General features: G+C 69.6%; 19 protein-coding genes. 12 read left to right on the forward strand and 7 right to left on the reverse strand.

Going from position 1 to position 25,464, the window contains the following annotated elements; translation table 11 throughout:
• The 4 genes from ACZ6WH_RS06300 to ACZ6WH_RS06315 all read right to left on the reverse strand — a co-directional run bounded on the left by ACZ6WH_RS06300 (position 1) and on the right by ACZ6WH_RS06315 (position 5,003).
• Positions 1-1,614 carry a glycerol-3-phosphate dehydrogenase/oxidase gene (locus ACZ6WH_RS06300; RefSeq protein ID WP_361563581.1) on the reverse strand — a complete coding sequence of 538 codons (1,614 nt, stop codon included), beginning with the start codon at positions 1,612-1,614 and terminating at the stop codon, positions 1-3.
• Between the two features lie 4 nt (positions 1,615-1,618).
• On the reverse strand, positions 1,619-3,145 hold the full coding sequence (gene glpK / locus ACZ6WH_RS06305) for a glycerol kinase GlpK (RefSeq protein ID WP_432852171.1): 1,527 nt from the start codon (positions 3,143-3,145) through the stop codon (positions 1,619-1,621).
• A gap of 67 nt (positions 3,146-3,212) precedes the next feature.
• Entirely contained in the window at positions 3,213-4,001 is a 789-nt protein-coding gene (locus ACZ6WH_RS06310; protein ID WP_432852169.1) for an MIP/aquaporin family protein, read from the reverse strand.
• Between the two features lie 237 nt (positions 4,002-4,238).
• On the reverse strand, positions 4,239-5,003 hold the full coding sequence (locus ACZ6WH_RS06315) for an IclR family transcriptional regulator (RefSeq protein ID WP_432852166.1): 765 nt from the start codon (positions 5,001-5,003) through the stop codon (positions 4,239-4,241).
• A gap of 297 nt (positions 5,004-5,300) precedes the next feature.
• Here ACZ6WH_RS06315 and metH point away from each other — a divergent pair, with 297 nt between their 5' ends.
• The 4 genes from metH to ACZ6WH_RS06335 all read left to right on the forward strand — a co-directional run bounded on the left by metH (position 5,301) and on the right by ACZ6WH_RS06335 (position 13,442).
• On the forward strand, positions 5,301-8,810 hold the full coding sequence (gene metH / locus ACZ6WH_RS06320) for a methionine synthase (RefSeq protein ID WP_469726488.1): 3,510 nt from the start codon (positions 5,301-5,303) through the stop codon (positions 8,808-8,810).
• A gap of 231 nt (positions 8,811-9,041) precedes the next feature.
• A complete protein-coding gene (locus ACZ6WH_RS06325) occupies positions 9,042-9,743 on the forward strand; it encodes an HAD family hydrolase (RefSeq protein ID WP_469726490.1) in 702 nt (233 codons plus the stop codon).
• Between the two features lie 374 nt (positions 9,744-10,117).
• A complete protein-coding gene (locus ACZ6WH_RS06330; protein ID WP_469726492.1) occupies positions 10,118-11,725 on the forward strand; it encodes an ABC transporter substrate-binding protein in 1,608 nt (535 codons plus the stop codon).
• 130 nt (positions 11,726-11,855) lie between these two features.
• Positions 11,856-13,442 carry an ABC transporter substrate-binding protein gene (locus ACZ6WH_RS06335; protein ID WP_469726494.1) on the forward strand — a complete coding sequence of 529 codons (1,587 nt, stop codon included), beginning with the start codon at positions 11,856-11,858 and terminating at the stop codon, positions 13,440-13,442.
• Between the two features lie 101 nt (positions 13,443-13,543).
• Here ACZ6WH_RS06335 and ACZ6WH_RS06340 read toward each other — a convergent pair whose 3' ends face one another.
• A complete protein-coding gene (locus tag ACZ6WH_RS06340; RefSeq protein ID WP_361564847.1) occupies positions 13,544-14,215 on the reverse strand; it encodes a response regulator transcription factor in 672 nt (223 codons plus the stop codon).
• The gene (locus ACZ6WH_RS06345; RefSeq protein WP_432852154.1) at positions 14,212-15,162 is read right to left on the reverse strand and encodes a RecB family exonuclease; all 951 of its coding nucleotides are present in this window, start codon (positions 15,160-15,162) and stop codon (positions 14,212-14,214) included. Before ACZ6WH_RS06345 ends, ACZ6WH_RS06340 begins: the two co-directional genes overlap by 4 nt.
• Before the next feature lie 425 nt (positions 15,163-15,587).
• Here ACZ6WH_RS06345 and ACZ6WH_RS06350 point away from each other — a divergent pair, with 425 nt between their 5' ends.
• From ACZ6WH_RS06350 to ACZ6WH_RS06360, 3 genes are all read left to right on the forward strand, one after another.
• A complete protein-coding gene (locus ACZ6WH_RS06350; RefSeq protein ID WP_432864187.1) occupies positions 15,588-16,811 on the forward strand; it encodes a site-2 protease family protein in 1,224 nt (407 codons plus the stop codon).
• Between the two features lie 415 nt (positions 16,812-17,226).
• Entirely contained in the window at positions 17,227-18,246 is a 1,020-nt protein-coding gene (locus ACZ6WH_RS06355) for a tRNA (adenine-N1)-methyltransferase (RefSeq protein WP_432852151.1), read from the forward strand.
• A gap of 321 nt (positions 18,247-18,567) precedes the next feature.
• The gene (locus ACZ6WH_RS06360; RefSeq protein ID WP_469726496.1) at positions 18,568-19,173 is read left to right on the forward strand and encodes a hypothetical protein; all 606 of its coding nucleotides are present in this window, start codon (positions 18,568-18,570) and stop codon (positions 19,171-19,173) included.
• Between the two features lie 277 nt (positions 19,174-19,450).
• Here ACZ6WH_RS06360 and ACZ6WH_RS06365 read toward each other — a convergent pair whose 3' ends face one another.
• The gene (locus ACZ6WH_RS06365; protein ID WP_030252045.1) at positions 19,451-19,744 is read right to left on the reverse strand and encodes a ferredoxin; all 294 of its coding nucleotides are present in this window, start codon (positions 19,742-19,744) and stop codon (positions 19,451-19,453) included.
• A gap of 252 nt (positions 19,745-19,996) precedes the next feature.
• On the opposite strand from ACZ6WH_RS06365, the gene arc reads away from it, so the two are divergent.
• From arc to prcB, 5 genes are all read left to right on the forward strand, one after another.
• Entirely contained in the window at positions 19,997-21,763 is a 1,767-nt protein-coding gene (arc, locus tag ACZ6WH_RS06370; RefSeq protein ID WP_361564862.1) for a proteasome ATPase, read from the forward strand.
• Positions 21,764-22,036: 273 nt separating this feature from the next.
• On the forward strand, positions 22,037-23,548 hold the full coding sequence (gene dop, locus ACZ6WH_RS06375; RefSeq protein ID WP_469726498.1) for a depupylase/deamidase Dop: 1,512 nt from the start codon (positions 22,037-22,039) through the stop codon (positions 23,546-23,548).
• Between the two features lie 216 nt (positions 23,549-23,764).
• The gene (locus ACZ6WH_RS06380) at positions 23,765-23,983 is read left to right on the forward strand and encodes a ubiquitin-like protein Pup (protein ID WP_030616454.1); all 219 of its coding nucleotides are present in this window, start codon (positions 23,765-23,767) and stop codon (positions 23,981-23,983) included.
• Between the two features lie 5 nt (positions 23,984-23,988).
• A complete protein-coding gene (locus tag ACZ6WH_RS06385; RefSeq protein ID WP_469727191.1) occupies positions 23,989-24,591 on the forward strand; it encodes an endonuclease VII domain-containing protein in 603 nt (200 codons plus the stop codon).
• Positions 24,543-25,388 carry a proteasome subunit beta gene (gene prcB / locus ACZ6WH_RS06390; protein WP_432852137.1) on the forward strand — a complete coding sequence of 282 codons (846 nt, stop codon included), beginning with the start codon at positions 24,543-24,545 and terminating at the stop codon, positions 25,386-25,388. The genes ACZ6WH_RS06385 and prcB overlap by 49 nt, the downstream gene beginning before the upstream one ends.
• Positions 25,389-25,464: the final 76 nt, after the last annotated feature.

The raw sequence follows: 25,464 nt of genomic DNA on the forward strand, positions 1-25,464 counted from the left end.
TCAGCTCTTGCGGGCCGCCAGCACGTCCGTCACCTTCGCGCGGACCTCGTCCGTCGCCAGGCCCCGGATCGTCAGCGTGGTACGGCGGCGCAGCACGTCGTCCGCGGTCTCGGCCCACTCGTGGTCCCGGGCGTACACGACCTGCGCCCAGATCTCGGGCGCGTCGGGGTGGATCCGCTCGGCCAGCGCCGGGTCCTCGTTCGCCAGGCGCGCGATGTCGAAGGACAGCGAGCCGTAGTGGGTGGCGAGGTGGCGGGCGGTGTCGGCGGACATCCGCGGGCCGGGGGTGCCGCCGTCGACCAGCAGCCGGTGCGCGACCGCCTGCGGGTTGGCGATGCCGGGCAGCGGCAGCTTCTTCGGCAGCTCGGAGACGGGCTCCATGTTCTCGCCGAGCGGGTGGCCGGGCAGGGCGGCCAGCTTGCTCATGACCGTACGTCCGATGTGCCGGAACGTCGTCCACTTGCCCCCGGCCACCGAGAGCATGCCGCCGGCACCTTCGGTGACCACCGTCTCGCGCTTGGCCTTGGAGGTGTCGCCGGGGCCGCCCGGCAGCACCCGCAGGCCCGCGAAGGAGTAGTTGATGAGGTCGCGGTCCAGCTGCTGGTCGCGGACGGAGAACGCGGCCTCGTCCAGGATCTGCTTGATGTCCTTCTCGGTGACCGCGACGTCGGCCGGGTCGCCCTCGTACTCCTCGTCGGTGGTGCCCAGCAGCAGCTGGTCCTCCCACGGCAGTGCGAAGGTGATGCGGTACTTGTCGATCGGGGTCGCCAGCGCCGCGTTCCAGGGGGAGGTGCGCTTGAGGACCAGGTGCGCGCCCTTGGAGAGGCGGATGGAGGGGGCGGCGCCCGGGTTCTCCATCTTGCGCAGGTGGTCCACCCACGGTCCGGTGGCGTTCAGCACCAGGCGGGCGTTGACGCCGAACTCGGTGCCGTCGGTGCGGTCCTTCAGGTCGGCACCGGTGACCCGGCCCTGGGTGAAGCGCAGCCCGGTGACCTCGGCGTGGTTCAGCACGGTCGCGCCGGCCGCGGCGGCCGCGCGGACCGTCATCAGGGCCATCCGGGAGTCATTCATCTGGTCGTCGCCGTACACGGCCACGGCCTTGAGGTTCTCCGTGCGCAGCTCCGGCACGTCGCGCTGGGCCTTGGCCGGGCTGATGACGTGGCCGACGCCGTCGCCGAAAGCGGAGAGCGCGGAGTAGGCGAAGACCCCCGCGCCGAGCTTGGCCGCGCCGTGCGGGCCGCCCTTGTAGACCGGCAGGTAGAAGGTCAGCGGGTTCGACAGGTGGGGGGCCACCTGACGGGAGACGGCGCGGCGCTCGAAGTGGTTCTCCGCCACCAGCTTCACCGCGCCGGTCTGCAGGTATCGCAGGCCGCCGTGGAGCAGCTTGGAGGAGGCGGAGGAGGTGGCGCCGGCGAAGTCGCCGGCGTCCACCAGGGCCACCCGCAGTCCCGACTGCGCGGCGTGCCAGGCGGTGGAGATGCCCAGGATGCCGCCGCCGATCACCAGGAGGTCGTACGTCGCCTTGTCGAGCCGCTCCCGGGTCTCGGCGCGGCTCGGGAGCGAACCGTCGGCCGGGTGCGTCCCGAGTGCCGGGACGCTCTGCAGGGTGCTCATGTGATTACTCCTCGTCCTCGATCCAGCCCATGGTCCGCTCGACGGCCTTGAGCCAGCTCTTGTACTCGCGGTCACGGGTGGCCGCTTCCATGCGGGGGGTCCATTCGGCGGCCCGCCGCCAGTTGGCGCGCAGCTCGTCGGTGCCGGACCAGAAGCCCACGGCCAGGCCGGCCGCGTAGGCAGCGCCGAGGCAGGTGGTCTCGGCGACCATCGGGCGCACCACGGGCGCGTCCAGGAAGTCCGAGATCGTCTGCATCAGCAGGTTGTTGGAGGTCATGCCGCCGTCGACCTTCAGCGAGGTCAGCTCGACGCCGGAGTCCTTCGTCATGGCGTCGGTGATCTCGCGGGTCTGCCAGGCGGTGGCCTCAAGGACGGCGCGCGCGATGTGCGCCTTGGTGACGTACCGGGTCAGGCCCGCGATCACGCCGCGCGCGTCGGAGCGCCAGTACGGGGCGAACAGGCCGGAGAAGGCCGGTACGAAGTAGGCGCCGCCGTTGTCCTCGACCGTGGAGGCCAGGGTCTCGATCTCGGCGGCGGAGTTGATGAGGCCCATCTGGTCGCGCATCCACTGCACCAGCGAGCCGGTGACGGCGATGGAGCCTTCCAGGGCGTAGACCGGGGGCTCGTTGCCGATGCGGTAGCCGACGGTGGTCAGCAGGCCGTTGTAGGAGTTGACGGGCTCGCCACCGGTGTTCATCAGCATGAAGGTGCCGGTGCCGTACGTGGACTTGGCCTCGCCGCTGGCGAAGCAGGTCTGGCCGAACAGGGCCGCCTGCTGGTCGCCGAGCGCGGAGGCGACCGGGACCCCGGCCAGCACGCCGGAGGCGGTCTCGCCGTAGATCTCGGCGGAGGACTTGATCTCCGGCAGCACCTCGGCGGGGATGCCGATGGAGCTGAGGATCTTGGGCTCCCACTGGAGGGTGCGCAGGTTCATCAGCAGGGTGCGGGAGGCGTTGGTGACGTCGGTGACGTGCTTGCCGCCGTTGACGCCGCCGGTGAGGTTCCAGATGACCCAGGAGTCCATGGTGCCGAAGAGGATGTCGCCGCGCTCGGCGCGCTCGCGCAGGCCCTCGACGTTGTCCAGCAGCCAGCGGATCTTCGGCCCCGCGAAGTACGAGGCGAGGGGGAGGCCGGTCTCGCGGCGGAAGCGGTCCTGGCCGACGTTGCGGCCCAGCTCCTTGCAGAGCGCGTCGGTGCGGGTGTCCTGCCAGACGATGGCGTTGTGGACCGGCTCGCCGGTGTTCTTGTCCCACATCAGCGTGGTCTCGCGCTGATTGGTGATGCCGATGGCCTTGACGTCGTCGGCGGTGATGCCCGCCTTGTCGATGGCGCCGGCCACGACCTGCTGGACGTTCTCCCAGATCTCGGTGGCGTCGTGTTCGACCCAGCCGGGCTTGGGGAAGATCTGCTCGTGTTCCTTCTGGTCGACCGAGACGATGCGGCCGTCGCGGTCGAAGACGATGCAGCGGCTGGAGGTCGTGCCCTGGTCGATGGCCGCGATGAACGGGCCGGTGGTGTGGGTGTCGCTCATGGTGTGTGCTCCAGGAGGTGCTGTGGGGAGTGCGGCTCTTGTCTCGTACGGCTTCTGCTGCGGCGGCTCAGGCGAACGCGAGCTGGTAGATGCCACCCGCGAGGGCGCCGCCGATCAGCGGACCGGCCACCGGGATCCAGGCGTAGCCCCAGTCGGAGCCGCCCTTGTTCGGCAGCGGCAGCAGCGCGTGCACGATGCGCGGACCGAGGTCGCGGACCGGGTTGATGGCGTAACCGGTCGGGCCGCCCAGCGAGAGGCCGATGCCGACGACGACGAACGCGACCAGGAGGCTGCCGAGCGGGCCGACGCCCTTGCCGTCGTCGCTGAGGCCCAGGGTCAGGATCGCCAGCACGAGCACGATGGTGGCGATGATCTCGGTGACCAGGTTCTGCCACGCGTTGCGGATCTCCGGGCCGGTGGAGAAGACGCCGAGGACCGGGCCGGCCTTGGGCGCCTCGGCCTGGTCGACGAGACCCTCGTCGCCCCGCGGCGGGTTGATCACCTCGGGGTCCGTGAGGTGGGCCTTGAACTGGCCGTAGTAGGAGAGCCACACACAGACCGCGCCGATCATCGCGCCGAGCAGCTCACCGGCGAAGTACACCGGAACCTGGCTCCACTCGATGCCGCCCTGGATGGCCAGGCCGACCGTGACGGCGGGGTTCAGGTGCGCGCCGGACTTGGCGGCGATGTACGCGCCGGTGAGGACGGCGAATCCCCAGCCGAGCGAGATGGCCACCCAGCCGGCCTCATGGGCCTTCGAGCGCTTGAAAGTGACGGCGGCGCACACGCCACCGCCCAGCAGGATCAGCACAGCGGTACCGATGGTCTCGCTGATGAAGATGTCGGAGCTGGACACCCGCGACTCCTTTGTCCTTCGTCCAGATGGACACCGAGATGCGCCGTACCCCGGGTCCCTCCGGTGGTCCGAGCCCTCGGTGAGGGCGTTGGTCGGCGATCCGGCACTGACCACCATACGACAATCGTCGTATTGCGTTCGACAATGCCGACCGACGAACGGCAGTTTTGTTTACGGCCAGTAGCCCGTCAAGGGTTCTGTGAGGGAAAACCTAAGCCGAAATACCGGACAAACCGGTTAGAAGCGCTGTGCGCCCAGATCCCTGGACACGGCACGCGCGCAGTCCCGCACGGCCGCGATGATCTCCGGCCGCAGCTCCCCGTCCCGCCGCACCCGCTCCACGGCACCGGAGATCCCCACCGCGCCCACCGGCATCCGCCGCCGGTCGTGGATGGGCGCGGCCACCGACGCCACGCCCTCCCAGGTCTCCTCCACGTCCGCCGCCCAGCCCCGGGCGCGGGTGAGATCCAGCACGCCCTCGAAGTCCTCCAGGTCGGTGAGCGTGTGCGAGGTGAACGCCTCTCGCTGCCCCTCCACCGCCTCGCTGTGCGCCACCGGGTCGTACGCGGAGAGAACCTTGCCCAGCGCGGTGCTGTGCAGCGGCTGCATGGCGCCCACCTCCAGCACCTGGCGGCTGTCGTCCGGCCGGAAGACGTGGTGCACGATCAGCACGCCCTGCTGGTGCAGCACGCCCAGATAGACGCTCTCGCCGCTGGAGCGGGCCAGGTCGTCGGTCCAGACGAGGGCGCGGGCCCGCAGCTCGTGCACGTCGAGGTAGCTGTTGCCCAGCCGCAGCAGCTCGGCGCCCAGCTGGTACCGGCCGGACGCCGCGTCCTGCTCCACGAAGCCCTCCTGCTGGAGGGTGCGCAGGATCCCGTGGGCCGTGCCCTTGGCCAGGTCCAGCGCGGAGGCGATGTCGGAGAGCCCGAGGCGCCGTTCGCCGCCGGCCAGCAGCCGCAGCATGGCCGCGGCGCGCTCCAGCGACTGAATGGTCCGTGCCATGGAGCTACCTCCGGGAAGAGCGGTTCGACAATGCCAAACGATATCGGTCGATGCCGACCCCGGGGGAGTGGGCCGCACACCGGACCATGATCATGGCCCGGCGGGCGCCGCGCCCACCGCCCCACCCCCGAGCAGGCCCGGCCGCGTGCCGCGACCACCCCTGCCGTACGAGTGCCCTGCCGTCCCACGCCGTGGGACGCCCACCACCGAAAGGAGCCCGCCAGCTAGGCTGGCCCGGTGCGCCCTCGTACCGGAAGGCGCAAAGCCGACAGCCGTCGCAACCACGGGAGCAGCTCCATGGCCTCGCACACGCCTACGACCACACCCTCAGCCCGCATCGAAGCCTTCCGTGAGGCCCTCGCCTCGCGTGTCGTGGTCGCCGACGGAGCCATGGGCACCATGCTCCAGGCCCAGGACCCCAGCCTGGACGATTTCCAGCAGCTCGAGGGCTGCAACGAGATCCTCAATCTCACCCGCCCCGACATCGTGCGTTCGGTCCACGAGGAGTACTTCGCCGTCGGCGTCGACTGCGTGGAGACCAACACCTTCGGCGCGAACCACGCGGCGCTGGCGGAGTACGACATCCCCGAGCGGGTCTTCGAGCTGTCCGAGTCCGGCGCGCGCATCGCCCGCGAGGTGGCCGACGAGTTCACCGCCTCGACCGGGCAGCAGCGCTGGGTGCTGGGTTCCATGGGCCCCGGCACCAAGCTGCCCACCCTCGGCCACGCCCCCTACACCACCCTGCGGGACGCCTACCAGCAGAACGCCGAGGGCATGATCGCCGGCGGCGCGGACGCGCTGCTGGTGGAGACCACCCAGGACCTGCTGCAGACCAAGGCCGCCGTCCTCGGCGCCCGCCGCGCCCTGGAGGCCACCGGCACCCACCTGCCGATCATCTGCTCCGTGACGGTGGAGACGACCGGGACGATGCTGCTGGGGTCGGAGATCGGTGCGGCGCTGACGGCGCTGGAGCCGCTGGGCATCGACATGATCGGTCTGAACTGCGCGACCGGTCCGGCCGAGATGAGCGAGCACCTGCGCTATCTGGCCCGTCATTCCCGCGTGCCGATCTCCTGCATGCCCAATGCGGGGCTGCCGGTGCTGGGCAAGGACGGCGCGCACTATCCGCTGACGGCGGGCGAGCTGGCCGACGCCCAGGAGACCTTCGTCGCCGAGTACGGTCTGTCCCTGGTCGGCGGCTGCTGCGGCACCACCCCCGAGCACCTGCGCCAGGTGGTGGAGCGGGTCCGCGGCACCGCCCCGACCGAGCGCCGTCCGCACCCCGAGCCCGGCGCCGCCTCGCTCTACCAGACCGTCCCGTTCCGGCAGGACACCTCGTATCTGGCGATCGGTGAGCGGACCAACGCCAATGGTTCGAAGAAGTTCCGCGAGGCGATGCTGGATGCCCGCTGGGACGACTGTGTGGAGATGGCCCGGGATCAGATCCGCGAGGGCGCGCACATGCTGGATCTGTGCGTGGACTACGTGGGCCGGGACGGCGTGGCGGACATGACCGAGCTGGCCGGGCGGTTTGCCACGGCCTCGACGCTGCCGATCGTGCTGGACTCCACCGAGGTTCCCGTGATCCGGGCGGGGCTGGAGAAGCTCGGCGGCCGCGCGGTGATCAACTCGGTGAACTACGAGGACGGTGACGGGCCGGAGTCGCGGTTTGCGAAGGTCACGGCGCTGGCCCGGGAGCACGGTGCGGCGCTGATCGCGCTGACCATCGATGAGGAGGGGCAGGCCCGTACTCCCGAGCACAAGGTGGCCATCGCCGAGCGGATCATCGCCGATCTGACGGGGAACTGGGGCATCCGCGAGTCCGACATCCTCATCGACACCCTGACCTTCACCATCTGCACCGGTCAGGAGGAGTCCCGCAAGGACGGCATCGCCACCATCGAGGCGATCCGCGAGCTCAAGCGCCGCCACCCGGAGGTGCAGACCACGCTGGGCCTGTCCAACATCTCCTTCGGCCTGAACCCGGCTGCGCGCATCCTGCTGAACTCCGTGTTCCTGGACGAGTGCGTCAAGGCGGGCCTGGACTCGGCGATCGTGCACGCCTCCAAGATCCTGCCGATCGCGCGGTTCGACGAGGAGCAGGTCACCACCGCGCTGGACCTGATCTACGACCGGCGGGCCGAGGGATATGACCCGCTGCAGAAGCTGATGCAGCTCTTCGAGGGCGCCACGGCCAAGTCGCTGAAGGCCGGCAAGGCCGAGGAGCTCGCCGCGCTGCCGCTGGAGGAGCGCCTCCAGCGCCGCATCATCGACGGCGAGAAGAACGGCCTGGACGCCGACCTGGACGCGGCGCTGGAGACGCGCCCGGCGCTGGAGATCGTCAACGACACGCTGCTGGCGGGCATGAAGGTGGTCGGCGAGCTGTTCGGCTCCGGGCAGATGCAGCTGCCGTTCGTGCTCCAGTCCGCCGAGGTGATGAAGACGGCGGTGGCCTACCTGGAGCCGCACATGGAGAAGACCGACGACGACGGCAAGGGCACCATCGTGCTGGCCACCGTCCGCGGCGATGTCCATGACATCGGCAAGAACCTGGTGGACATCATCCTGTCCAACAACGGCTACAACGTCGTCAACCTCGGCATCAAGCAGCCGGTCTCGGCGATCCTGGAGGCGGCCGAGGAGCACAAGGCCGACGTCATCGGCATGTCGGGCCTGCTGGTGAAGTCCACGGTGATCATGAAGGAGAACCTGGAGGAGCTCAACCAGCGCAAGATGGCGGCCGACTTCCCCGTCATCCTCGGCGGCGCGGCGCTGACCCGCGCGTACGTGGAGCAGGACCTGCACGAGATCTACGAGGGCGAGGTCCGCTACGCCCGCGATGCCTTCGAGGGCCTGCGCCTGATGGACGCCCTCATCGCGGTCAAGCGCGGCGTGCCCGGCGCGACGCTGCCGGAGCTGAAGCAGCGCCGCGTGCCCAAGCGGGACACCGCAGCGCTGGAGGTCGAGGAGCCCGAGGGCGCGGTCCGTTCCGACGTGGCCACGGACAACCCCGTCCCGCAGCCGCCGTTCTGGGGCACCCGCGTGGTGAAGGGCATCCAGCTCGCCGACTACGCCTCCTGGCTGGACGAGGGCGCCCTCTTCAAGGGCCAGTGGGGCCTGAAGCAGGCCCGTACGGGTGACGGCCCGACGTACGAGGAGCTGGTGGAGACCGAGGGCCGGCCGCGGCTGCGCGGCTGGCTGGACAAGCTCCAGCGGGACAACCTCCTGGAAGCCGCTGTCGTGCACGGGTACTTCCCCTGCCACTCCAAGGGCGACGACCTCATCCTGCTGAACGAGGACGGGACGGAGCGGACCCGCTTCACCTTCCCGCGCCAGCGCCGCGGCCGGCGGCTGTGCCTGGCGGACTTCTTCCGCCCGGAGGAGTCCGGCGAGACCGATGTCGTCGGCCTCCAGGTCGTCACCGTCGGCTCGAAGATCGGCGAGGAGACGGCCAAGCTGTTCGCCGCCGACTCCTACCGCGACTACCTGGAGCTGCACGGCCTCTCCGTCCAGCTCGCCGAGGCCCTCGCCGAGTACTGGCACGCCCGCGTCCGCGCCGAGCTGGGCTTCCAGGGCGAGGACCCGGCCGAGATGGAGGACATGTTCGCGCTGAAGTACCGCGGCGCGCGCTTCTCCCTCGGGTACGGCGCCTGCCCCGACCTGGAGGACCGCGCGAAGATCGCGGACCTGCTCCAGCCGGAGCGGATCGGCGTCCAGCTCTCCGAGGAGTTCCAGCTCCACCCGGAGCAGTCCACGGACGCCATCGTCATCCACCACCCGGAGGCGAAGTACTTCAACGCGCGCTAGCACGGTGTGCGCGGCCGGGGCCGGGGGTTGCCCCCGGGGGGGGCGCAGCAACGCGCGATAGCGCAATGCGTACCCCCGGAGGCTCGAAGCCGGGCCTCCGGTCGGGCACCGAAGCGTACGGACCGGCACAGTCGTACACTTATCGGTCCGGTAGCGGCCGGTCGTCTTTCCCCGCGGGAAGGCGGCCGGCCCTTTTGTCCCTCCGGGGACCCCTGCAACGGAGGTGTACGGATGACCAGCAGCATCCCCGCCGTCGGCACCCGAACGGCCGAAGGCTCCACCCTCCAGGCCGTCTTTCTCGATCTGGACGGCACCCTCGTCGACACCGAGAACTTCTGGTGGGAGGTGGAGGCCGAGGTCTTCGCCGACCTGGGGTACGTCCTGGACGAGGCGCACCGCCAGGTCGTGGTCGGCGGGCCGATGAGCCGCAGCGCCTCGTACCTCATCCAGGCCACCGGCGCCACGATCGCGCTCGCCGAGCTGACCGTGCTGCTCAACACCCGTTTCGCCGCCCGGATCGCCCGCGGCGTGCCGCTCATGCCCGGCGCCCGCAGGCTGCTGGCGGAGCTGGCGGCACACCAGGTGCCGACCGCGCTGGTCTCCGCCTCGCACCGCGACATCATCGACCGCATGCTCGAATCGCTGGGCGCGGAGCACTTCCACCTCACCCTCGCCGGCGACGACCTCGCCCGCACGAAGCCGCACCCCGACCCGTACCTGACCGCCGCGGCCCGGCTCGGCGTGGACCCGGCGCGGTGCGCGGTGGTGGAGGACACCGTGACCGGCGTGACGTCGGCCGAGGCGGCCGGCTGCCGGGTGGTCGCCGTGCCGTCGCTGCTGCCGATCGAGCCGACCCCCACGCGGACCGTCGTGGGGTCCCTGGAAGAGGTCGATCTGCCTTTTCTGCGGTCCCTCATCACGGAAAAGCGATGAGCCGGTACTGAGCGTCGTCGGAGGAAAGGCCGGAGGGACGCTGAGGAGCGGAGCGCTCATTTTCCGTGACTAATACAGCCACTGAATTCCCATGCTGCCGGTTGCATTGGGATCCGTGACGTTTATCACGCCCCTGCCTCTCGACAGTCGGGGGGAATGTTGCTCCAAGGGGGTAAGCGAAGGGGTTGGGCGGGGGTAAGTGTCCGGATTGATGAATCGGCGTACGAATCGTTCCAGTGTCCGGATATCGGTCACCCCGGGAGTGTTATCCCGGCGTGATATGCGCTCAACTCTGCTGTGTCACGGACCCGCAGACCGTTCCTACTAATGTCGACGCGAGCAACACCTCTGCGCTGATAAGGAACCTGCCGACGATGAATCGCAAGACCTTGGTGCTGCCGGCCCTGGCCGGTCTGCTCGCCCCTGTGCTGGCCGCCTGCGGCGGTGGCGACAGCGCAGGTGGGGACGGTAAGGCGATCGTCGTCGGTACCACCGACACCATCGAGGCGTCCAAGGCTGCCCCGGCCCCCTTCGACCCCGTCCAGACGTACGACGTCGGCGCCTGGAACGTCCTGCGCGGCACCTACCAGACCCTGATGCGGCTGCCCCGCACCGGCACCGAGCCGGTCCCCGAGGCGGCCCGCTCCTGCGGCTTCCGCGACACCCGGAACGAGCAGTACCGCTGCACCCTCCGCGACGGTCTGACGTTCTCCAACGGCGACTCGCTGACCGCCGCCGACGTGAAGTTCTCCGTGGACCGGATGCTGCGGATCAACAACACCAACGGTCCGGTGACGCTGATGAACAACATCGACACCGTCGAGACCTCCGGCCGGCACGAGGTGGTCTTCCACCTCAAGAAGCCCGACGCCACCTTCCCGCAGAAGCTCGCCACCCCCGCCGCCGCGATCGTCGACCACAAGGTCTACCCGCGCAACGCCCTCTACAAGGGCTTCGACCTGGTCGGCTCCGGCCCGTACCAGCTCAAGGCCGAGCACAGCGGCAACCGCGTCACCAAGGCCGTCTTCACCCGCAACCCCGAGTACAAGGGGGGTATCGAACCGCAGAACGACGAGGTCGAGATGCGGTTCTTCGACGACTCGGAGGCCATGGAGAAGGCGTTGCGCAAGGGCGACATCGACCTGATGAACCGCACCCTGTCGCCGCATCAGATCGAGGGCCTGCAGAACGCCCGGGACTCCCACGTCGTGCTCCAGGAGATGCCCGGCCAGGAGATCCGCTACCTCGCCTTCAACACGGACGCGCCCGTCGTGCGCAACAAGGCGGTACGCCAGGCCATGGCCCAGCTGGTCGACCGCCCGGCGCTGGTCCGCGACGTGTACGCGCACACCGGCGACCCGCTGTACTCCCTGGTGCCGACCGGCCTCACCGGCCACATCAACTCCTTCTTCAGCAAGTACGGCAACGCCGACCCGGCCGAGGCCAAGCGCATCCTGCGGAGCGCCGGCATCCGCACGCCGGTGAAGATCACCCTCGCCTACACCGAGAACCACTACGGCTCGACCACGAAGGACGAGTTCGAGGAGCTGCGGAAGCAGCTGAACAAGGGCGGTGTGTTCGACGTGAGCCTCAAGGGCGTGGACAGCTGGCAGACGTTCCGCGAGGACTCCGGCAAGGGCAAGTACCCGGTCTGGGGCATGGGCTGGTACGCCGACATCCCGGACGCCGACAACTACCTCGCGCCGTTCATCGGCAAGGGCAACTTCCTCGGCTCCCCGTACCGCAACCGCGAGATCGAGGACCAGCTGATCCCGGCCACCCGCCAGCAGGCGGACCGCAACGCCGCGGCGGGCAGCTTCAAGAAGGCTCAGAACATCGTGGCCGACGACGTTCCCGTCCTCCCGCTCTGGCAGGGCAAGCAGTACGTCGCCGCACGTGATGACATCACCGGCGTGGAGTGGGCACTGAACTCCTCCTCCGCGCTGCAGATCTGGGAATTGGGCCGCGGCGTCGCCGACTGACGCCGGAGCAACGGCCGGCCGGCACCCGCCAGGGCGCCGGCCGGCCCGCCCGCAGAGCGAGCCCCTCGCTCTCATCGGCCGACGGCCTCGTCGGCAGGCAACCGCGACACCAACTGTGAGGAACGCGCACGTGAGGAAACGTGACCAGCTGCTCGCCGCCCCCTTGTGTGCGGGGCTGGCCGCAGCCCTGCTTGCCGGGTGCGGCTCGGGCGACGACGAGGGTGCCGGGGTCGGCGAACCTGTGGTCATGGGCATGACGGACACGATCCAGTCGATCGACCCGGCGGCCGGCTACGACCCCGGCTCCTGGCTTCTGTTCAACAACGTCTTCCAGTCCCTGATCAGCTTCCCCAAGGGCAGCACCACCCCCCAGCCGGAAGCCGCCAAGAGCTGCACCTTCACCGACAACAGCAGCAAGGTCTACCGCTGCACACTGAAGGACGGGCTGGAGTTCAGCAACGGGGACCCCCTCACTTCCAAGGACGTGAAGCACTCCTTCGACCGCACCCTGAAGATCAACGACAAGAACGGCCCCGCCGTCATGCTCGCCGGCCTGGACAAGATCCAGACGCCGGACGACAAGACCGTCGTCTTCCACCTCAAGACGCCCGACGCGACCTTTCCCATGAAGATCGCCTCCGGCGCCGGCTCCATCGTCGACCGCAAGGAATACCCGGCCGACAAGCTCCGCACCGACGGCAAGGCCATCGGCTCCGGCGTCTACCAGCTCGACAGCTACGGCAGCAAGCAGGCCGTCTTCTCGGTCAACCCCTCCTACAAGGGGCCGGCCAAGGTCAAGAACTCCGGCATGACCATGAAGTTCTACGACTCCCAGACGACGCTGAAGCACGCCGTGCAGGACGGCAAGGTCGACCTCGCCTACCGCGGCCTCGCCAACAAGGACATCGCCGACCTCGACCAGGCCGTCGACAGCGGCCACACCCAGGTCGTCGAGGGCGACAGCGCCGAGACCATGAACCTGGTCCTCAACACCAAGGACCCGGTCGCCGGCAAGCTCGGCGTCCGCAAAGCCATGGCGTACACCATCGACCGCGCCGCCCTGGCCCGCGACGTCTACCAGCGCACCGTCGAGCCGCTGTTCTCCATCGTGCCCGCCGGCATCACCGGCCACAGCACCGCCTTCTTCGACACCTACGGATCCCGCCCGCAGCGCGACAAGGCCGAGTCCGCGCTCCGCTCCGCCGGCATCCAGGACAAGGCGAAGCTCACCCTCTGGTCCACCCCCACCCGCTACGGCCCGGACACCGACGCGGCCCTCCAGGAGATCGCGCAGCAGCTCAACTCCAGCGGCCTCTTCGACACCAAGGTCAAGAGCGTGCCGTTCGACGAGTACGAGAAGGGCGTGGCTGCCGGGAAGTACCCCGTGTACGTCAAGGGCTGGGTCCCCGACTACCCGGACCCCGACAACTTCACCCAGCCCTTCTTCGGCAAGGGCAACGTCCTGAACAACGGCTACGACTCCGGGCGCATCACCCGCGGCCTGCTCCCCAGGACCGCCGCCGAGCCCGACCGCGGCGCCGCCAAGAAGGACTACCGCGAGGTGCAGCAGATCGTCGCCGACGAGCTGCCGATGATCCCGCTCTGGCAGGGCAAGCAGTACGCCGTGGCCCGGGACACCGTCTCCGGCCTGGAATGGACCCTGGACTCCTCGACCGTCTTCCGCTTCTGGGAGATCAGCAAGAGCTCGGAGGAGTGACCCCGGAGGGCTGACCCCGGAGGTCACCCGCAGCACGGAGGCCCGGCACGCCCACGACGTGCCGGGCCTCCGTGCTGCGAGCCGGCGGGCGGCCGCAGCGGCTACTGCGCGCCGGGACGCACCAGCCCGCTCTCGTACGCGTACACCGCAGCCTGCACCCGGTCCCGCAGGCCCAGCTTCGTCAGCACATGCCCCACGTGCGTCTTCACCGTCGTCTCGCTGACGAACAGGTCCGCCGCGATCTCCGCGTTCGACAGGCCGCGCGCGACCAGCTTCAGCACCTCCACCTCACGCTCGGTCAACGTGCCGAGCGTGTCCGGCACCGGCTCCTCGCCCGACGGGAGATGCGTGGCGTACTTGTCCAGCAGACGGCGCGTGATGCTCGGCGCGAGCATCGCCTCGCCGGCCGCCACCACCCGGATCGCCTGCACCAGCTCGTTCGCCGGCGCGTCCTTCAGCAGGAAGCCGCTCGCCCCCGCCCGCAGCGCCTCCACGACGTACTCGTCCAGATCGAACGTGGTCAGCACCAGGACCTTCGCCGGGCCGTCCTTCGCCGGACCGGTGATCCGGCGGGTCGCCTCCACGCCGTCCATCCGCGGCATACGGATGTCCATCAGCACCACGTCGGGCTGGAGCGCCCGCACCTGATCCAGCGCCTGCATACCGTCACCGGCCTCGCCGACGACCGCGATGTCCTGCTCCGCCTCCAGGATCATCCGGAAGCCGGTACGCAGCAGCGGCTGGTCGTCGACCAGCAGGACGCGGATAGTCACGAACTCTCCTTCGATTGGCCTGCGGGCCCATTCTGCCCTGCCGCGGCGTCCCCGGACTGCGGCGCCGGGATCACCGGCAACGTCCCGTCGGCGGCCGGCGCGCCCGGCGCCAGCGGATACGGCGGGGGAGTGCCCCCGAACTCCGGACACACCGCCTGGTGATCGCACCAGTTGCACAGCTTCGTCGGCCGCGGCCGCCAGTCACCCGAATCCGTCGCCCGCTGGATCGCGTCCCACAGCGCCAGCAGCTTGCGTTCCACGCCCCGCAGATCCGCCTCGGTCGGGTCGTACGTCAGCACGTCGCCACTGCCCAGATAGACCAGCTGCAGCCGGCGCGGCACCAGCCCGCGCAGCCGCCACAGCACCAGCGCGTAGAACTTCATCTGGAACAGCGGGCCGTCGCTGTACTCCGGGCGCGGGGCCTTGCCGGTCTTGTAGTCCACCAGGCGCACCTCGCCCGTCGGCGCCACGTCCACCCGGTCGATGAAGCCGCGCAGCCGCAGCCCCGACTCCAGCACCGTCTCCACGTACAGCTCGCGGTCGGCCGGCTCCAGCCGCGTCGGATCCTCCAGCGAGAACCACCGCTCCACCAGCGCCTCGGCGTCCGTCAGCCAGCGCGCCAGCCGCTCGCCCGCCGGATCGTCGGCGAACAGCTCCGCGAGCTCCGGACGCTTCTCCAGGAGCTTCGCCCACTCGCCCGGCACCATGGCCCGCGCGCTCGGCGCCGTACGCTCCGCCGCCGGCGCGTCGAAGAGCCGCTCCAGGACCGCGTGCACCACCGTGCCCCGGGTGGCCGCCTCGCTGGGCTTCTCCGGCAGCTTGTCGATCACCCGGAAGCGGTACAGCAGCGGGCACTGCATGAAATCGCTCGCGCGGGAGGGCGACAGCGCCACCGGGCGCGCCGCGGCCGGCGCCGCCCGTACGGCTTTCTCGGTGCTCGTGTCCATAGCCATAGACCCTACGGCCCGCCACCGACAGCATTCCGCATACCATCGACGCGGACCGCTTCGCCCTGCATGATCGTGGTACCGAACCGGACAGGCCGGTCAGGGCGAAGGCCGCACACCGACGAGGGGACACCGTGGACGAGAGCGGGAAGCCGCAGGGCCCGCAGGACGCCCAGGAGTCCGCCGCCGCACCGGAAACCGCCGACGACGGACCGCGGGACCGGGCAACGGAGACTGCGGAGACTGCGGAGACCGGGAAGGACGCACCCGAGAAGGACGTCAGCGGCAACGACGTAGCCGGCGAGGACGTCCGCGGCGAGGACGTGCCCGAGAAGGCCGTGCCCGGCAAGGACGTGCCGGAGAAGGCTGTACCCGAGAGGGCTGTACCCGAGAAGGCCGTGCAGGAGAAAGCCGTACCCGAGAGGGTGACGGCCCCGCCGGCCGGCCGGCCCGCCGTCACGCCCGGGTCCGTCGACGGCGCCGCCAACGGACGCCGCGGCCCCGGCGGCGGCATCCTCATGGGCAAGCCCTTCGGCGTGCCCGTGTACGTCGCCCCCAGCTGGTTCCTGGTCGCCGCCCTCATCACCTGGGTCTTCGGCGGCCAGCTGGAGCGGGTGCTGCCCGAGCTGGGCGCCGCCCGCTACCTCGTCTCCCTCTTCTTCGCCGTCGCCTTCTACGCGTCCGTCCTGGTGCACGAGCTGGCGCACACCGTCGCCGCGCTCCGCTTCAAGCTCCCCGTACGCCGCATCCAGCTCCAGTTCTTCGGCGGCGTCTCGGAGATCGAGAAGGAGTCCGAGACACCCGGCCGGGAGTTCGTCCTCGCCTTCGTCGGCCCGCTGCTCTCCCTCGTGCTCGCCGGCGTCTTCTACGGCGCGATGTACCTCGTCGAACCCGGCACGGTCCCCGGCGTCCTGATCGCCGGACTGATGATCTCCAACCTCATCGTGGCGATCTTCAACCTGCTCCCCGGCCTCCCCCTCGACGGCGGCCGGATGCTCCGCGCCGTCGTCTGGGCCGTCACCGGCAAGCCGATGACCGGCACCGTCGCCGCCGCCTGGGTCGGCCGCGCGCTCGCCGTCGCCGTGCTCATCGGACTGCCGCTGCTCACCCACACCGGGGCGCTGGGCAACGAACGCCCCGAGATCGGCGGCGTCGACTCCCTCACGGACGCCCTGCTCGCCGCGATCCTCGCCGCGATCATCTGGACCGGCGCCGGCAACAGCCTGCGCATGGCCCGGCTCCGCGCGCACCTCCCCGACCTCCGGGCCCGTACGCTCACCCGGCGCGCCGTCCCCGTGGAGCCGAGCCTGCCGCTCTCCGAAGCGCTGCGCCGCGCCAACGAAGCGGGCGCCCGCGCCCTGGTCGTCGTGGACGGGCACGGCGTGCCCACCGCCGTCGTCCGCGAGGCGTCGATCGTCGCCATCCCCGAGCACCGCCGCCCCTGGGTCGCGGTGAGCGGCCTCGCGCAGGAGCTGAAGGAGGGCATGCGGGTCCCGGCCGAGCTGGCCGGCGAGGATCTCCTGGACCACCTCCGCACCACCCCGGCCACCGAGTACCTGGTCGTGGAGGACACCGGCGAGATCTACGGCGTCCTCTCCGCCGCCGACGTCGAAAAGGCCTTCGTAGCGGCCATGGCCCGGCCTTCCTGAGAGCGCCGAGCATGATTCCCGCCCGCCCCTCCCGGGTAACCCCCAGCTGGGGGGGACGGGGGTGTTCGACCCGCCACGTAGGCGCCGCGCCCGGAGCCGAAGCGCCGCGTCCCAGGCGTCGTCGTGCCGGCCGCAGCGCCGCGTCCGACGAGCTGTTCCCGGCCGAAGCACCGCGTCCGAGGAGCTGTCCCCGGCCGAAGCACCGCGTCCCGGGCGTCGTGCCCGGCCGAAGCCCGCATCCGAGGTGTCGTGCCCGGCCGCAGCGCCGCGCCCGGCCGGGCCCGGACCCGGCTCACCTCGGGGGCCGCGCCCCTCTCCCCGCACAGCCCCGCCCCCACTGCCCCGGCCCCGGCCCCGCACCGTCCCCCGGCCCGCCCTGGTACGGAGTGCTCCGCACGCCCGGTAGGCTGGTCACATGTCCGAACCGACCGGTGCCGCCCGCCGTCGCGGGCCCTTCAAGGTCGGGGACCAGGTCCAGCTCACCGATCCCAAGGGTCGCCACTACACGTTCACGCTCGAAGCGGGGAAGAGCTTCCACACCCACAAGGGAGCCTTCCCCCACGACGAGCTGATCGGCGCTCCCGAGGGCAGTGTTGTCCGTACCACCGGGAACGTCGCCTACCTCGCGCTGCGCCCCCTGCTCCCCGACTACGTCCTGTCCATGCCCCGCGGTGCCGCCGTGGTCTACCCCAAGGACGCGGGGCAGATCCTGGCGATGGCCGACATCTTCCCCGGCGCCCGCGTCGTCGAGGCGGGAGTCGGATCCGGCTCGCTCAGCAGCTTCCTGCTGCGCGCCATCGGCGACCAGGGCATGCTGCACAGCTACGAGCGGCGCGCCGACTTCGCCGAGATCGCCACCCAGAACGTCGAGCGCTACTTCGGGGGCCCGCACCCCGCGTGGACGCTCACGGTCGGTGACCTCCAGGACAACCTCTCCGACACCGAGGTCGACCGGGTCATCCTGGACATGCTCGCCCCCTGGGAGTGCCTGGACGCCGTCTCCAAGGCGCTCGTCCCCGGCGGCATCCTCTGCGCGTACGTCGCCACCACGACCCAGATGGCCCGCACCGTCGAGGCCATCCGCGACCACGGCACCTTCAACGAGCCGTCGGCCTGGGAGACCATGGTCCGCACCTGGCACGTCGAGGGCCTGGCCGTCCGCCCCGACCACCGCATGATCGGCCACACCGGCTTCCTGCTCACCGCCCGCCGCCTCGCGGACGGCGTGGAGCCGCCGCTGCGCCGCCGCCGGCCCGCCAAGGGCGCGTACGGCGAGGACTACACCGGCCCCGGTGGCCAGTCCGCGCCCGCCCAGGAGCACAAGAGCCCGGCCCAGAAGCTGCGCGAGAAGAAGGAGCGTGAGCAGGCCGGTCAGGAAGCGACCGCGCAGGCGGACGCCGGCCGGGAGAGCCGCGAGGACTCCACCGGGAGCTGACTCCGTACGGCTCACCGCCACGTACCGAACCGCACGGCGCCGCCCGTGAGTTCCCGACAGGGAGCCACCGGCGGCGCCGACGCGTTTCGGGGCACGGGCCGAACCATGGCCGAACCACGGCCGCCGGGCGTCCGCATGGCCGGTTCCGGGGTGTTTTCCACCGTTCGGGAACCCCGCGTGGGGCAGCCGCGTTCCCAGGGCAAGGACCGAGTTCTTCAAGTTTTTCTCTTGGTCCGGACTTGTTGGTTCCGTGGCAGGGCGTCGTGTGGAACGATGCCGGGCAACCCCCACCGCCACAGCTCTTCCCAGGAGTTATTCCGCGTGCAGTCCTTGGCAGGCCCGGACCTTCCGCACACCAGCACGACCCTCATGCAGTGGCTCGCCACCGCGACCGCCGTCGCTGGCGTGGTCGCCCTGGCCTCCCTCGTCCAGCCTGCCGGCACGGTCCCGACCGCCTCCGCCGCGACCTCGGCCGACGGCCGCCCCGCCCCCGCGGCCACCGCCCCGGACGCCCGGTCCGCGCACTACCCGCTCGACTGCGGGCCCAACCCGGTCCAGGTGACCGACAAGGTCTCGGGAGACCTCGACGGCGACGGCGGACCGGAGACCGTCGCGGTGGTGCGCTGCAAGGCCGAGATGGGCACGCCGCCCAGTGGGGTGTACGTCCTCGCCGCGCCGTCCGTCCAAGGCGCCGCGCCGCGCGTGGTGGCGACCCTCGTCGACCCCGCGGACAAGTTCAGCGTGCAGGACCTCACGCTCTCGGGAGGGGCCGTGAGCGCCACGCTCCTGGGGTACTCCGACACCGATGTGCCGCGCTGCTGCCCCGACATTCACAAGGGCACCAAGTGGCGGTGGCAGGACGGCAAGTTCGTCCAGAGCGAAACGTCCAGCGCCGGAAGCGAACTCCCCGCTTCCCGCGGCATCTGACCCCGGCCCGCCTCCCCGGGCGTCACACAGCGACCCTGCCCCAGGCATATCAAAGGCATCTCGCCGCGGCATCCGACCGCATCGTGCGCGCGCCCGACATCGTGCGCGCGCCCGACCGAGTCCTGTGAGTGCCCGTCCGAACAGTGCGGTTTCCGGCCACTCCCTGTACGTGTCCGACCGTACGGCGCGGGCCCTTGCTCCGGCCGGCCGTCACGTGACGTCACCGACGGCCGCCGTCCCGTCCCCCGCCCGGCGGCCGCGGCCCGTCGCCCGTCGGCTACTCCGCGTCCGGGCCGTAGACCTCGGCCTTGTCCGACACGCGGCGTACGTGGATGCAGTCGCCGGGGCACTCCTTCGCGGAGTCCCGCACGTCGTTGAGCAGCGGCAGCGGCACCGGTGTGGTGGCGCCCTTGTCCTGGAGCAGCTCGTCGTCGGCGCTCTTCACGTACGCGAGCCCGTCGATGTCGAGCTCGAAAACCTCCGGCGCGTACTGCGCACAGATGCCGTCGCCGGTGCACAGGTCCTGGTCGATCCAGACCTCGAGCTCGGTGGCTTCTTCCTGGGCGCTCATCTCGCCTGCCGTTCCTACGTGCGTTTAACCGATGTTGACTAAGTAGTGCCAGCACTGACGGGTGTTGACCGTGTCGACGATACAACCGGCCGCTTTCGGATGTTGTCGGGTGGGTATCACCCCAGGGTGAGGACGTGCGCAAGGGTGAAGATCGGACACACCCCGACAGTCTTTTCGATCTAGGGGTTTCAACCTGCACCGGCCCAGGTAGGGTCAGGAAGCGTCCAGCTCCCCTTGGAGGAGGTGAGGACCGTGGCAGCCCACGACGACGACATCAACCGCGGCATCCGGCCGGGGCGGGGGTCTGACGACCCTGCCGGCCAGGTTGCCTATCTCGAGCAGGAGATCGCCGTCCTGCGACGCAAGCTCGCCGACTCTCCGCGTCACACGAGGATTCTCGAAGAGCGGATCGTCGAGCTGCAGACAAACCTGGCCGGCGTATCGGCTCAGAACGAGCGACTCGCCAATACTCTCCGTGAGGCCCGCGACCAGATCGTCGCGCTCAAGGAGGAAGTCGACCGGCTCGCGCAGCCGCCGGCCGGCTTCGGTGTCTTCCTGACGGCGAACGAGGACGGCACGGCCGACATTTTCACCGGAGGCCGAAAGCTCCGGGTCAACGTCAGCCCGAGCGTCGAGCTCGAAGAGCTCAGGCGTGGCCAGGAGGTCATGCTCAATGAAGCGCTCAACGTGGTCGAGGCCATGGAGTTCGAGCGCGCCGGGGACATCGTCACCCTCAAGGAGATCCTGGAGGACGGCGAGCGCGCCCTGGTGATCGGGCACACCGACGAGGAACGGGTGGTGCGGCTCGCCGAGCCGCTGCTGGACATCACCATCCGCCCCGGCGACGCCCTGCTGCTCGAACCCCGCTCCGGCTACGTCTACGAGGTCATCCCCAAGAGCGAGGTCGAAGAGCTGGTCCTCGAAGAGGTACCGGACATCGACTACACCAAGATCGGCGGTCTCGGCGGCCAGATCGAGCTGATCCGGGACGCCGTCGAGCTCCCGTACCTCTACCCCGATCTCTTCAAGGAGCACGAACTGCGCCCGCCGAAGGGCGTCTTGCTCTACGGCCCGCCCGGCTGCGGCAAGACACTCATCGCCAAGGCGGTCGCCAACTCCCTCGCCAAGAAGGTCGCCGAGGTGACCGGCAAGCCCGCGGGGAAGAGCTTCTTCCTCAACATCAAGGGCCCCGAGCTCCTCAACAAGTACGTCGGCGAGACCGAGCGGCACATCCGCCTGGTCTTCCAGCGGGCCAGGGAGAAGGCCAGCGAGGGCACGCCCGTCATCGTCTTCTTCGACGAGATGGACTCCCTCTTCCGCACCCGTGGCTCCGGCGTCAGCTCGGACGTGGAGAACACCATCGTCCCGCAGCTGCTCTCCGAGATCGACGGTGTGGAGGGCCTGGAAAATGTGATCGTCATCGGTGCCTCGAACCGTGAGGACATGATCGACCCGGCGATCCTGCGCCCCGGCCGTCTCGACGTGAAGATCAAGATCGAGCGTCCGGACGCCGAGGCCGCCAAGGACATCTTCTCGAAGTACCTCACCGACCGGCTGCCGCTGCACACCGACGACCTCTCCGAGCACGGCGGGTCGCCGAAGGCCGCGGTCAGCGCCATGATCCAGTCGGTCGTCGAGCAGATGTACGCGGAATCCGAGGAGAACCGCTTCCTGGAGGTCACCTACGCCAACGGTGACAAGGAAGTCCTGTACTTCAAGGACTTCAACTCCGGCGCCATGATCGAAAACATCGTCGGACGCGCCAAGAAGATGGCCATCAAGGCCTTCCTCGAACAGAACCAGAAGGGCCTCCGGGTCGCCCACCTGCTCCAGGCGTGCGTGGACGAATTCAAGGAGAACGAGGACCTCCCGAACACCACCAACCCCGACGACTGGGCCCGCATCTCCGGAAAGAAGGGCGAGCGGATCGTGTACATCCGCACCCTCGTCACCGGCAAGCAGGGCGCGGACACCGGCCGCTCGATCGACACGGTGGCGAACACCGGTCAGTACCTGTAACACCGCTCACCGGCTGCGGATGTCCCGGGCGGGGCGTCCGCAGCCGGACGCATTTCCAGGGGTGGGACGCCCCCTGGAGGGGACCCGGCGGAACAGGGAAAACCGGACTGGAGCAATGACTGTAATGATCTCCCCAGCGCCGCATCGGCGTTCTAGGCTCTTCGGTACCGCCGCACCACTCAGTGCGGAAGCGGGGACCGCATACGGACCGGAAGCGCAGCGGTACTTGAGCGCCGACCCCAGCAGGGGGCGCCGCCGGGCAAGGAGGGCCGCATGACCGTACGGCGAGTAATGGGCATCGAGACGGAGTACGGCATCTCCGTCCCCGGCCACCCGAACGCCAATGCCATGCTCACCTCGTCCCAAGTCGTCAACGCCTACGCGGCGGCGATGCACCGGGCGCGCCGCGCCCGGTGGGACTTCGAGGAGGAGAACCCGCTGCGGGACGCCCGCGGCTTCGACCTCGCACGTGAGAATGCGGACGCCAGCCAGCTCACCGACGAGGACATCGGCCTGGCCAACGTCATCCTCACCAACGGCGCGCGGCTCTACGTCGACCACGCGCACCCCGAGTACAGCGCCCCCGAGGTCACCAACCCGCGCGACGCCGTGCTGTGGGACAAGGCCGGCGAACGCATCATGGCCGAGGCCGCCGAGAAGGCCGCCCAGGTCCCCGGCGCCCAGCCGATCCACCTCTACAAGAACAACACCGACAACAAGGGCGCCTCCTACGGCACGCACGAGAACTACCTGATGAAGCGGGAGACCCCCTTCTCGGACATCGTGCGCCACCTCACCCCCTTCTTCGTCTCCCGCCAGGTCGTCTGCGGCGCCGGCCGGGTCGGCATCGGCCAGGACGGCCACGAGCACGGCTTCCAGATCAGCCAGCGCGCCGACTACTTCGAGGTGGAGGTGGGTCTGGAGACGACGCTCAAGCGGCCCATCATCAACACCCGCGACGAGCCGCACGCCGACGCCGAGAAGTACCGCCGGCTGCACGTGATCATCGGCGACGCGAACCTCTCGGAGATCTCCACCTACCTGAAGCTGGGCACGACGGCGCTGGTCCTCTCCATGATCGAGGACGGCTTCATCAACGTCGACCTCGCCGTCGACCAGCCCGTACGCACCCTCCACCAGGTCTCGCACGACCCGTCGCTGCAACAGCTCATCACGCTCCGCAGCGGCCGGACCCTCACCGCCGTACAGCTCCAGATGGAGTACTACGAGCTGGCACGCAAGTACGTCGAGGAGCGCTTCGGCGCCGACGCGGACGCGCAGACCAAGGACGTCCTCAGCCGTTGGGAGGACGTGCTCGGCCGGCTGGAGAACGACCCGATGAGCCTGTCCGGCACGCTGGACTGGGTCGCCAAGCGGGAGCTCATGGAGGGCTACCGGCGCCGCGACAACCTCGACTGGGACGCGGCGCGGCTGCACCTGGTCGACCTCCAGTACGCCGACGTACGGCCCGACAAGGGCCTCTACAACCGGCTGGCGGCACGAGGCAAGATGCAGCGCCTGGTGACCGAGGCGGACGTGGAGAAGGCGGAGATCAAGCCGCCGGAGGACACCAGGGCCTACTTCCGGGGCCGCTGTCTGGAGCAGTACGCGGACGATGTCGCGGCCGCCTCCTGGGACTCCGTGATCTTCGATCTGCCCGGCCGCGACTCCCTCCAGCGGGTCCCGACACTGGAACCGCTGCGGGGCACCCGGAACCACGTCAAGGAGCTCCTGGACCGCTGCCGCACGGCGGAGGACCTGGTCCGGGTACTGAGCGGCGGCTGAGGCGGTAAAGCCGCGAACGGGCCGCTCACGGCCTGATGAGAGGCCCGATCGTGACCGATCCGGTCCCCGCCGGGCGGCTGAAAGGCCCGCCCGGCGGGAATCATCGAAGTGGGTCCCGGACGTTGAGGGAAAGTGCAGGGCCGATGTCGGACCCAGCTTGTAAGGTCTGATCTTGACAGTCACATCGAGCGGGGCGAACCGAGCGGGGTGAGGGATATGGCGACCAAGGACACCGGCGGCGGACAGCAGAAGGCTTCGCGCACCACCGAAGAGGTCGAGGAGCAGACTCAGGACGCGGAAGCGTCCGAGGACCTCAAGGAGCGCCAGGAAAAGCTGTCGGACGACGTGGACTCCGTGCTGGACGAGATCGACGATGTACTTGAGGAAAATGCCGAGGACTTCGTGCGGAGTTTCGTGCAAAAAGGCGGCGAATGAGCGAAATGTCCGAATCTGCCGATAAGCAGTGCACCGGGTGCAAGCAGCGCTTAGCGCTCGACCGGTTTGCTGCGGACAAGAATCGGCGGGACGGGCTCCAGGTGCGGTGCCGGCAGTGCGTGGCCGAGTACGGGGCCGCGTACTACCGGCGTCGCCGGGAGGCTCTGGGCAAGACGGTCCGCGAGAAGGTGGAGCTCCCGCCTGGGCACAAGCAATGCCGCACGTGTGGCGAAGTCAAGCCGCACAGCGATTGGCATCGCAATGCGAGTGCCTCCGATGGGCTGTCGACGCGCTGCAAGGCATGTCGGGCCATTCAAGGGCGTGCCGGCCACCTCAAGCGCCAATACGGCATGACCGAAGCCGAGCGCGACGCGCTCATCGAGGAGCAGTTCGGCATCTGCCCCATCTGTCTCGCGCCTGTGCCCGTGCATGTGGATCACGATCACAAGACGGGTAAAGTCCGAGGCGTACTGTGCTTCAACTGCAATTCGGGACTGGGCAAGTTCCAAGATGACCCAGGCGCGCTGCGCCGGGCCATCGCATATCTGGAAGGGAACCCGTGGAAGCCAATACTCGAAGCACCGGGCGTCTACCGTCTGCCTTCCTGACGCCTGGATCCTCCTCGTTCATGGACTTTCTCAGCGACCACTCGCCGGAGCTGCTGCCGGGGAACCGGCCGATGCCGCCCGTGCAGGGGGCGATCGAGGCGCCGCACGGCACGACGATCGTCGCGGCGACGTTCCCCGGGGGCGTCGTGCTGGCCGGTGACCGTCGCGCGACGATGGGCAATGTCATCGCGCAGCGGGACATCGAGAAGGTGTTCCCGGCGGACGAGTACAGCGCGGTCGGCATCGCCGGCACCGCGGGCCTGGCCGTCGAGATGGTCAAGCTCTTCCAGCTGGAGCTGGAGCACTACGAGAAGGTCGAGGGCGCGCAGCTGTCCCTGGAGGGCAAGGCGAACCGCCTTTCGACGATGATCCGCAGCAATCTGGGCATGGCCATGCAGGGTCTGGCCGTGGTGCCGCTGTTCGCGGGGTACGACATCGACCGCGAGAAGGGCCGCATCTTCTCGTACGACGTGACCGGTGGGCGTTCGGAGGAGCGGAATTACGCCGCGACGGGCTCCGGTTCGGTCTTCGCGCGCAGTGCTCTGAAGAAGCTGTTCCGGGACGACTTCTCGGAGAACGACGCGGCGACCGCTGTCGTGCAGGCGCTGTACGACGCCGCGGACGACGACTCGGCCACCGGTGGCCCGGACATGGGCCGGCGGATCTATCCGATCGTCACGGTGATCAATGACGAGGGCTTCAAGAAGCTCACCGAGGACGAGGTCTCCGAGATCGCCCGTGCCGTCCACGAGCGGCGCATGGAGGAGCCCGACGGCCCGCGGGCCGCTCTGCTCTGACGTGACGACAGTGGATGACGGATCCGGAGGGGCTTTCGCCGTGAGAGAGCCATTGACAGAAAGGGACGGATAGCCG

This window comes from Streptomyces sp. NPDC050806 (assembly GCF_055586425.1).

Bases quoted from the DNA above. Each gene is read 5' to 3' on its own strand.
- ACZ6WH_RS06300 (WP_361563581.1), bottom strand. From the start codon at position 1,614: ATGAGCACCCTGCAGAGCGTCCCGGCACTCGGGACGCACCCGGCCGAC.
- glpK (WP_432852171.1), bottom strand. From the start codon at position 3,145: ATGAGCGACACCCACACCACCGGCCCGTTCATCGCGGCCATCGACCAG.
- ACZ6WH_RS06315 (WP_432852166.1), bottom strand. From the start codon at position 5,003: ATGGCACGGACCATTCAGTCGCTGGAGCGCGCCGCGGCCATGCTGCGG.
- metH (WP_469726488.1), top strand. From the start codon at position 5,301: ATGGCCTCGCACACGCCTACGACCACACCCTCAGCCCGCATCGAAGCC.
- ACZ6WH_RS06325 (WP_469726490.1), top strand. From the start codon at position 9,042: ATGACCAGCAGCATCCCCGCCGTCGGCACCCGAACGGCCGAAGGCTCC.
- ACZ6WH_RS06330 (WP_469726492.1), top strand. From the start codon at position 10,118: ATGAATCGCAAGACCTTGGTGCTGCCGGCCCTGGCCGGTCTGCTCGCC.
- ACZ6WH_RS06345 (WP_432852154.1), bottom strand. From the start codon at position 15,162: ATGGACACGAGCACCGAGAAAGCCGTACGGGCGGCGCCGGCCGCGGCG.
- ACZ6WH_RS06355 (WP_432852151.1), top strand. From the start codon at position 17,227: ATGTCCGAACCGACCGGTGCCGCCCGCCGTCGCGGGCCCTTCAAGGTC.
- ACZ6WH_RS06365 (WP_030252045.1), bottom strand. From the start codon at position 19,744: ATGAGCGCCCAGGAAGAAGCCACCGAGCTCGAGGTCTGGATCGACCAG.
- dop (WP_469726498.1), top strand. From the start codon at position 22,037: ATGACCGTACGGCGAGTAATGGGCATCGAGACGGAGTACGGCATCTCC.
- ACZ6WH_RS06380 (WP_030616454.1), top strand. From the start codon at position 23,765: ATGGCGACCAAGGACACCGGCGGCGGACAGCAGAAGGCTTCGCGCACC.
- ACZ6WH_RS06385 (WP_469727191.1), top strand. From the start codon at position 23,989: ATGTCCGAATCTGCCGATAAGCAGTGCACCGGGTGCAAGCAGCGCTTA.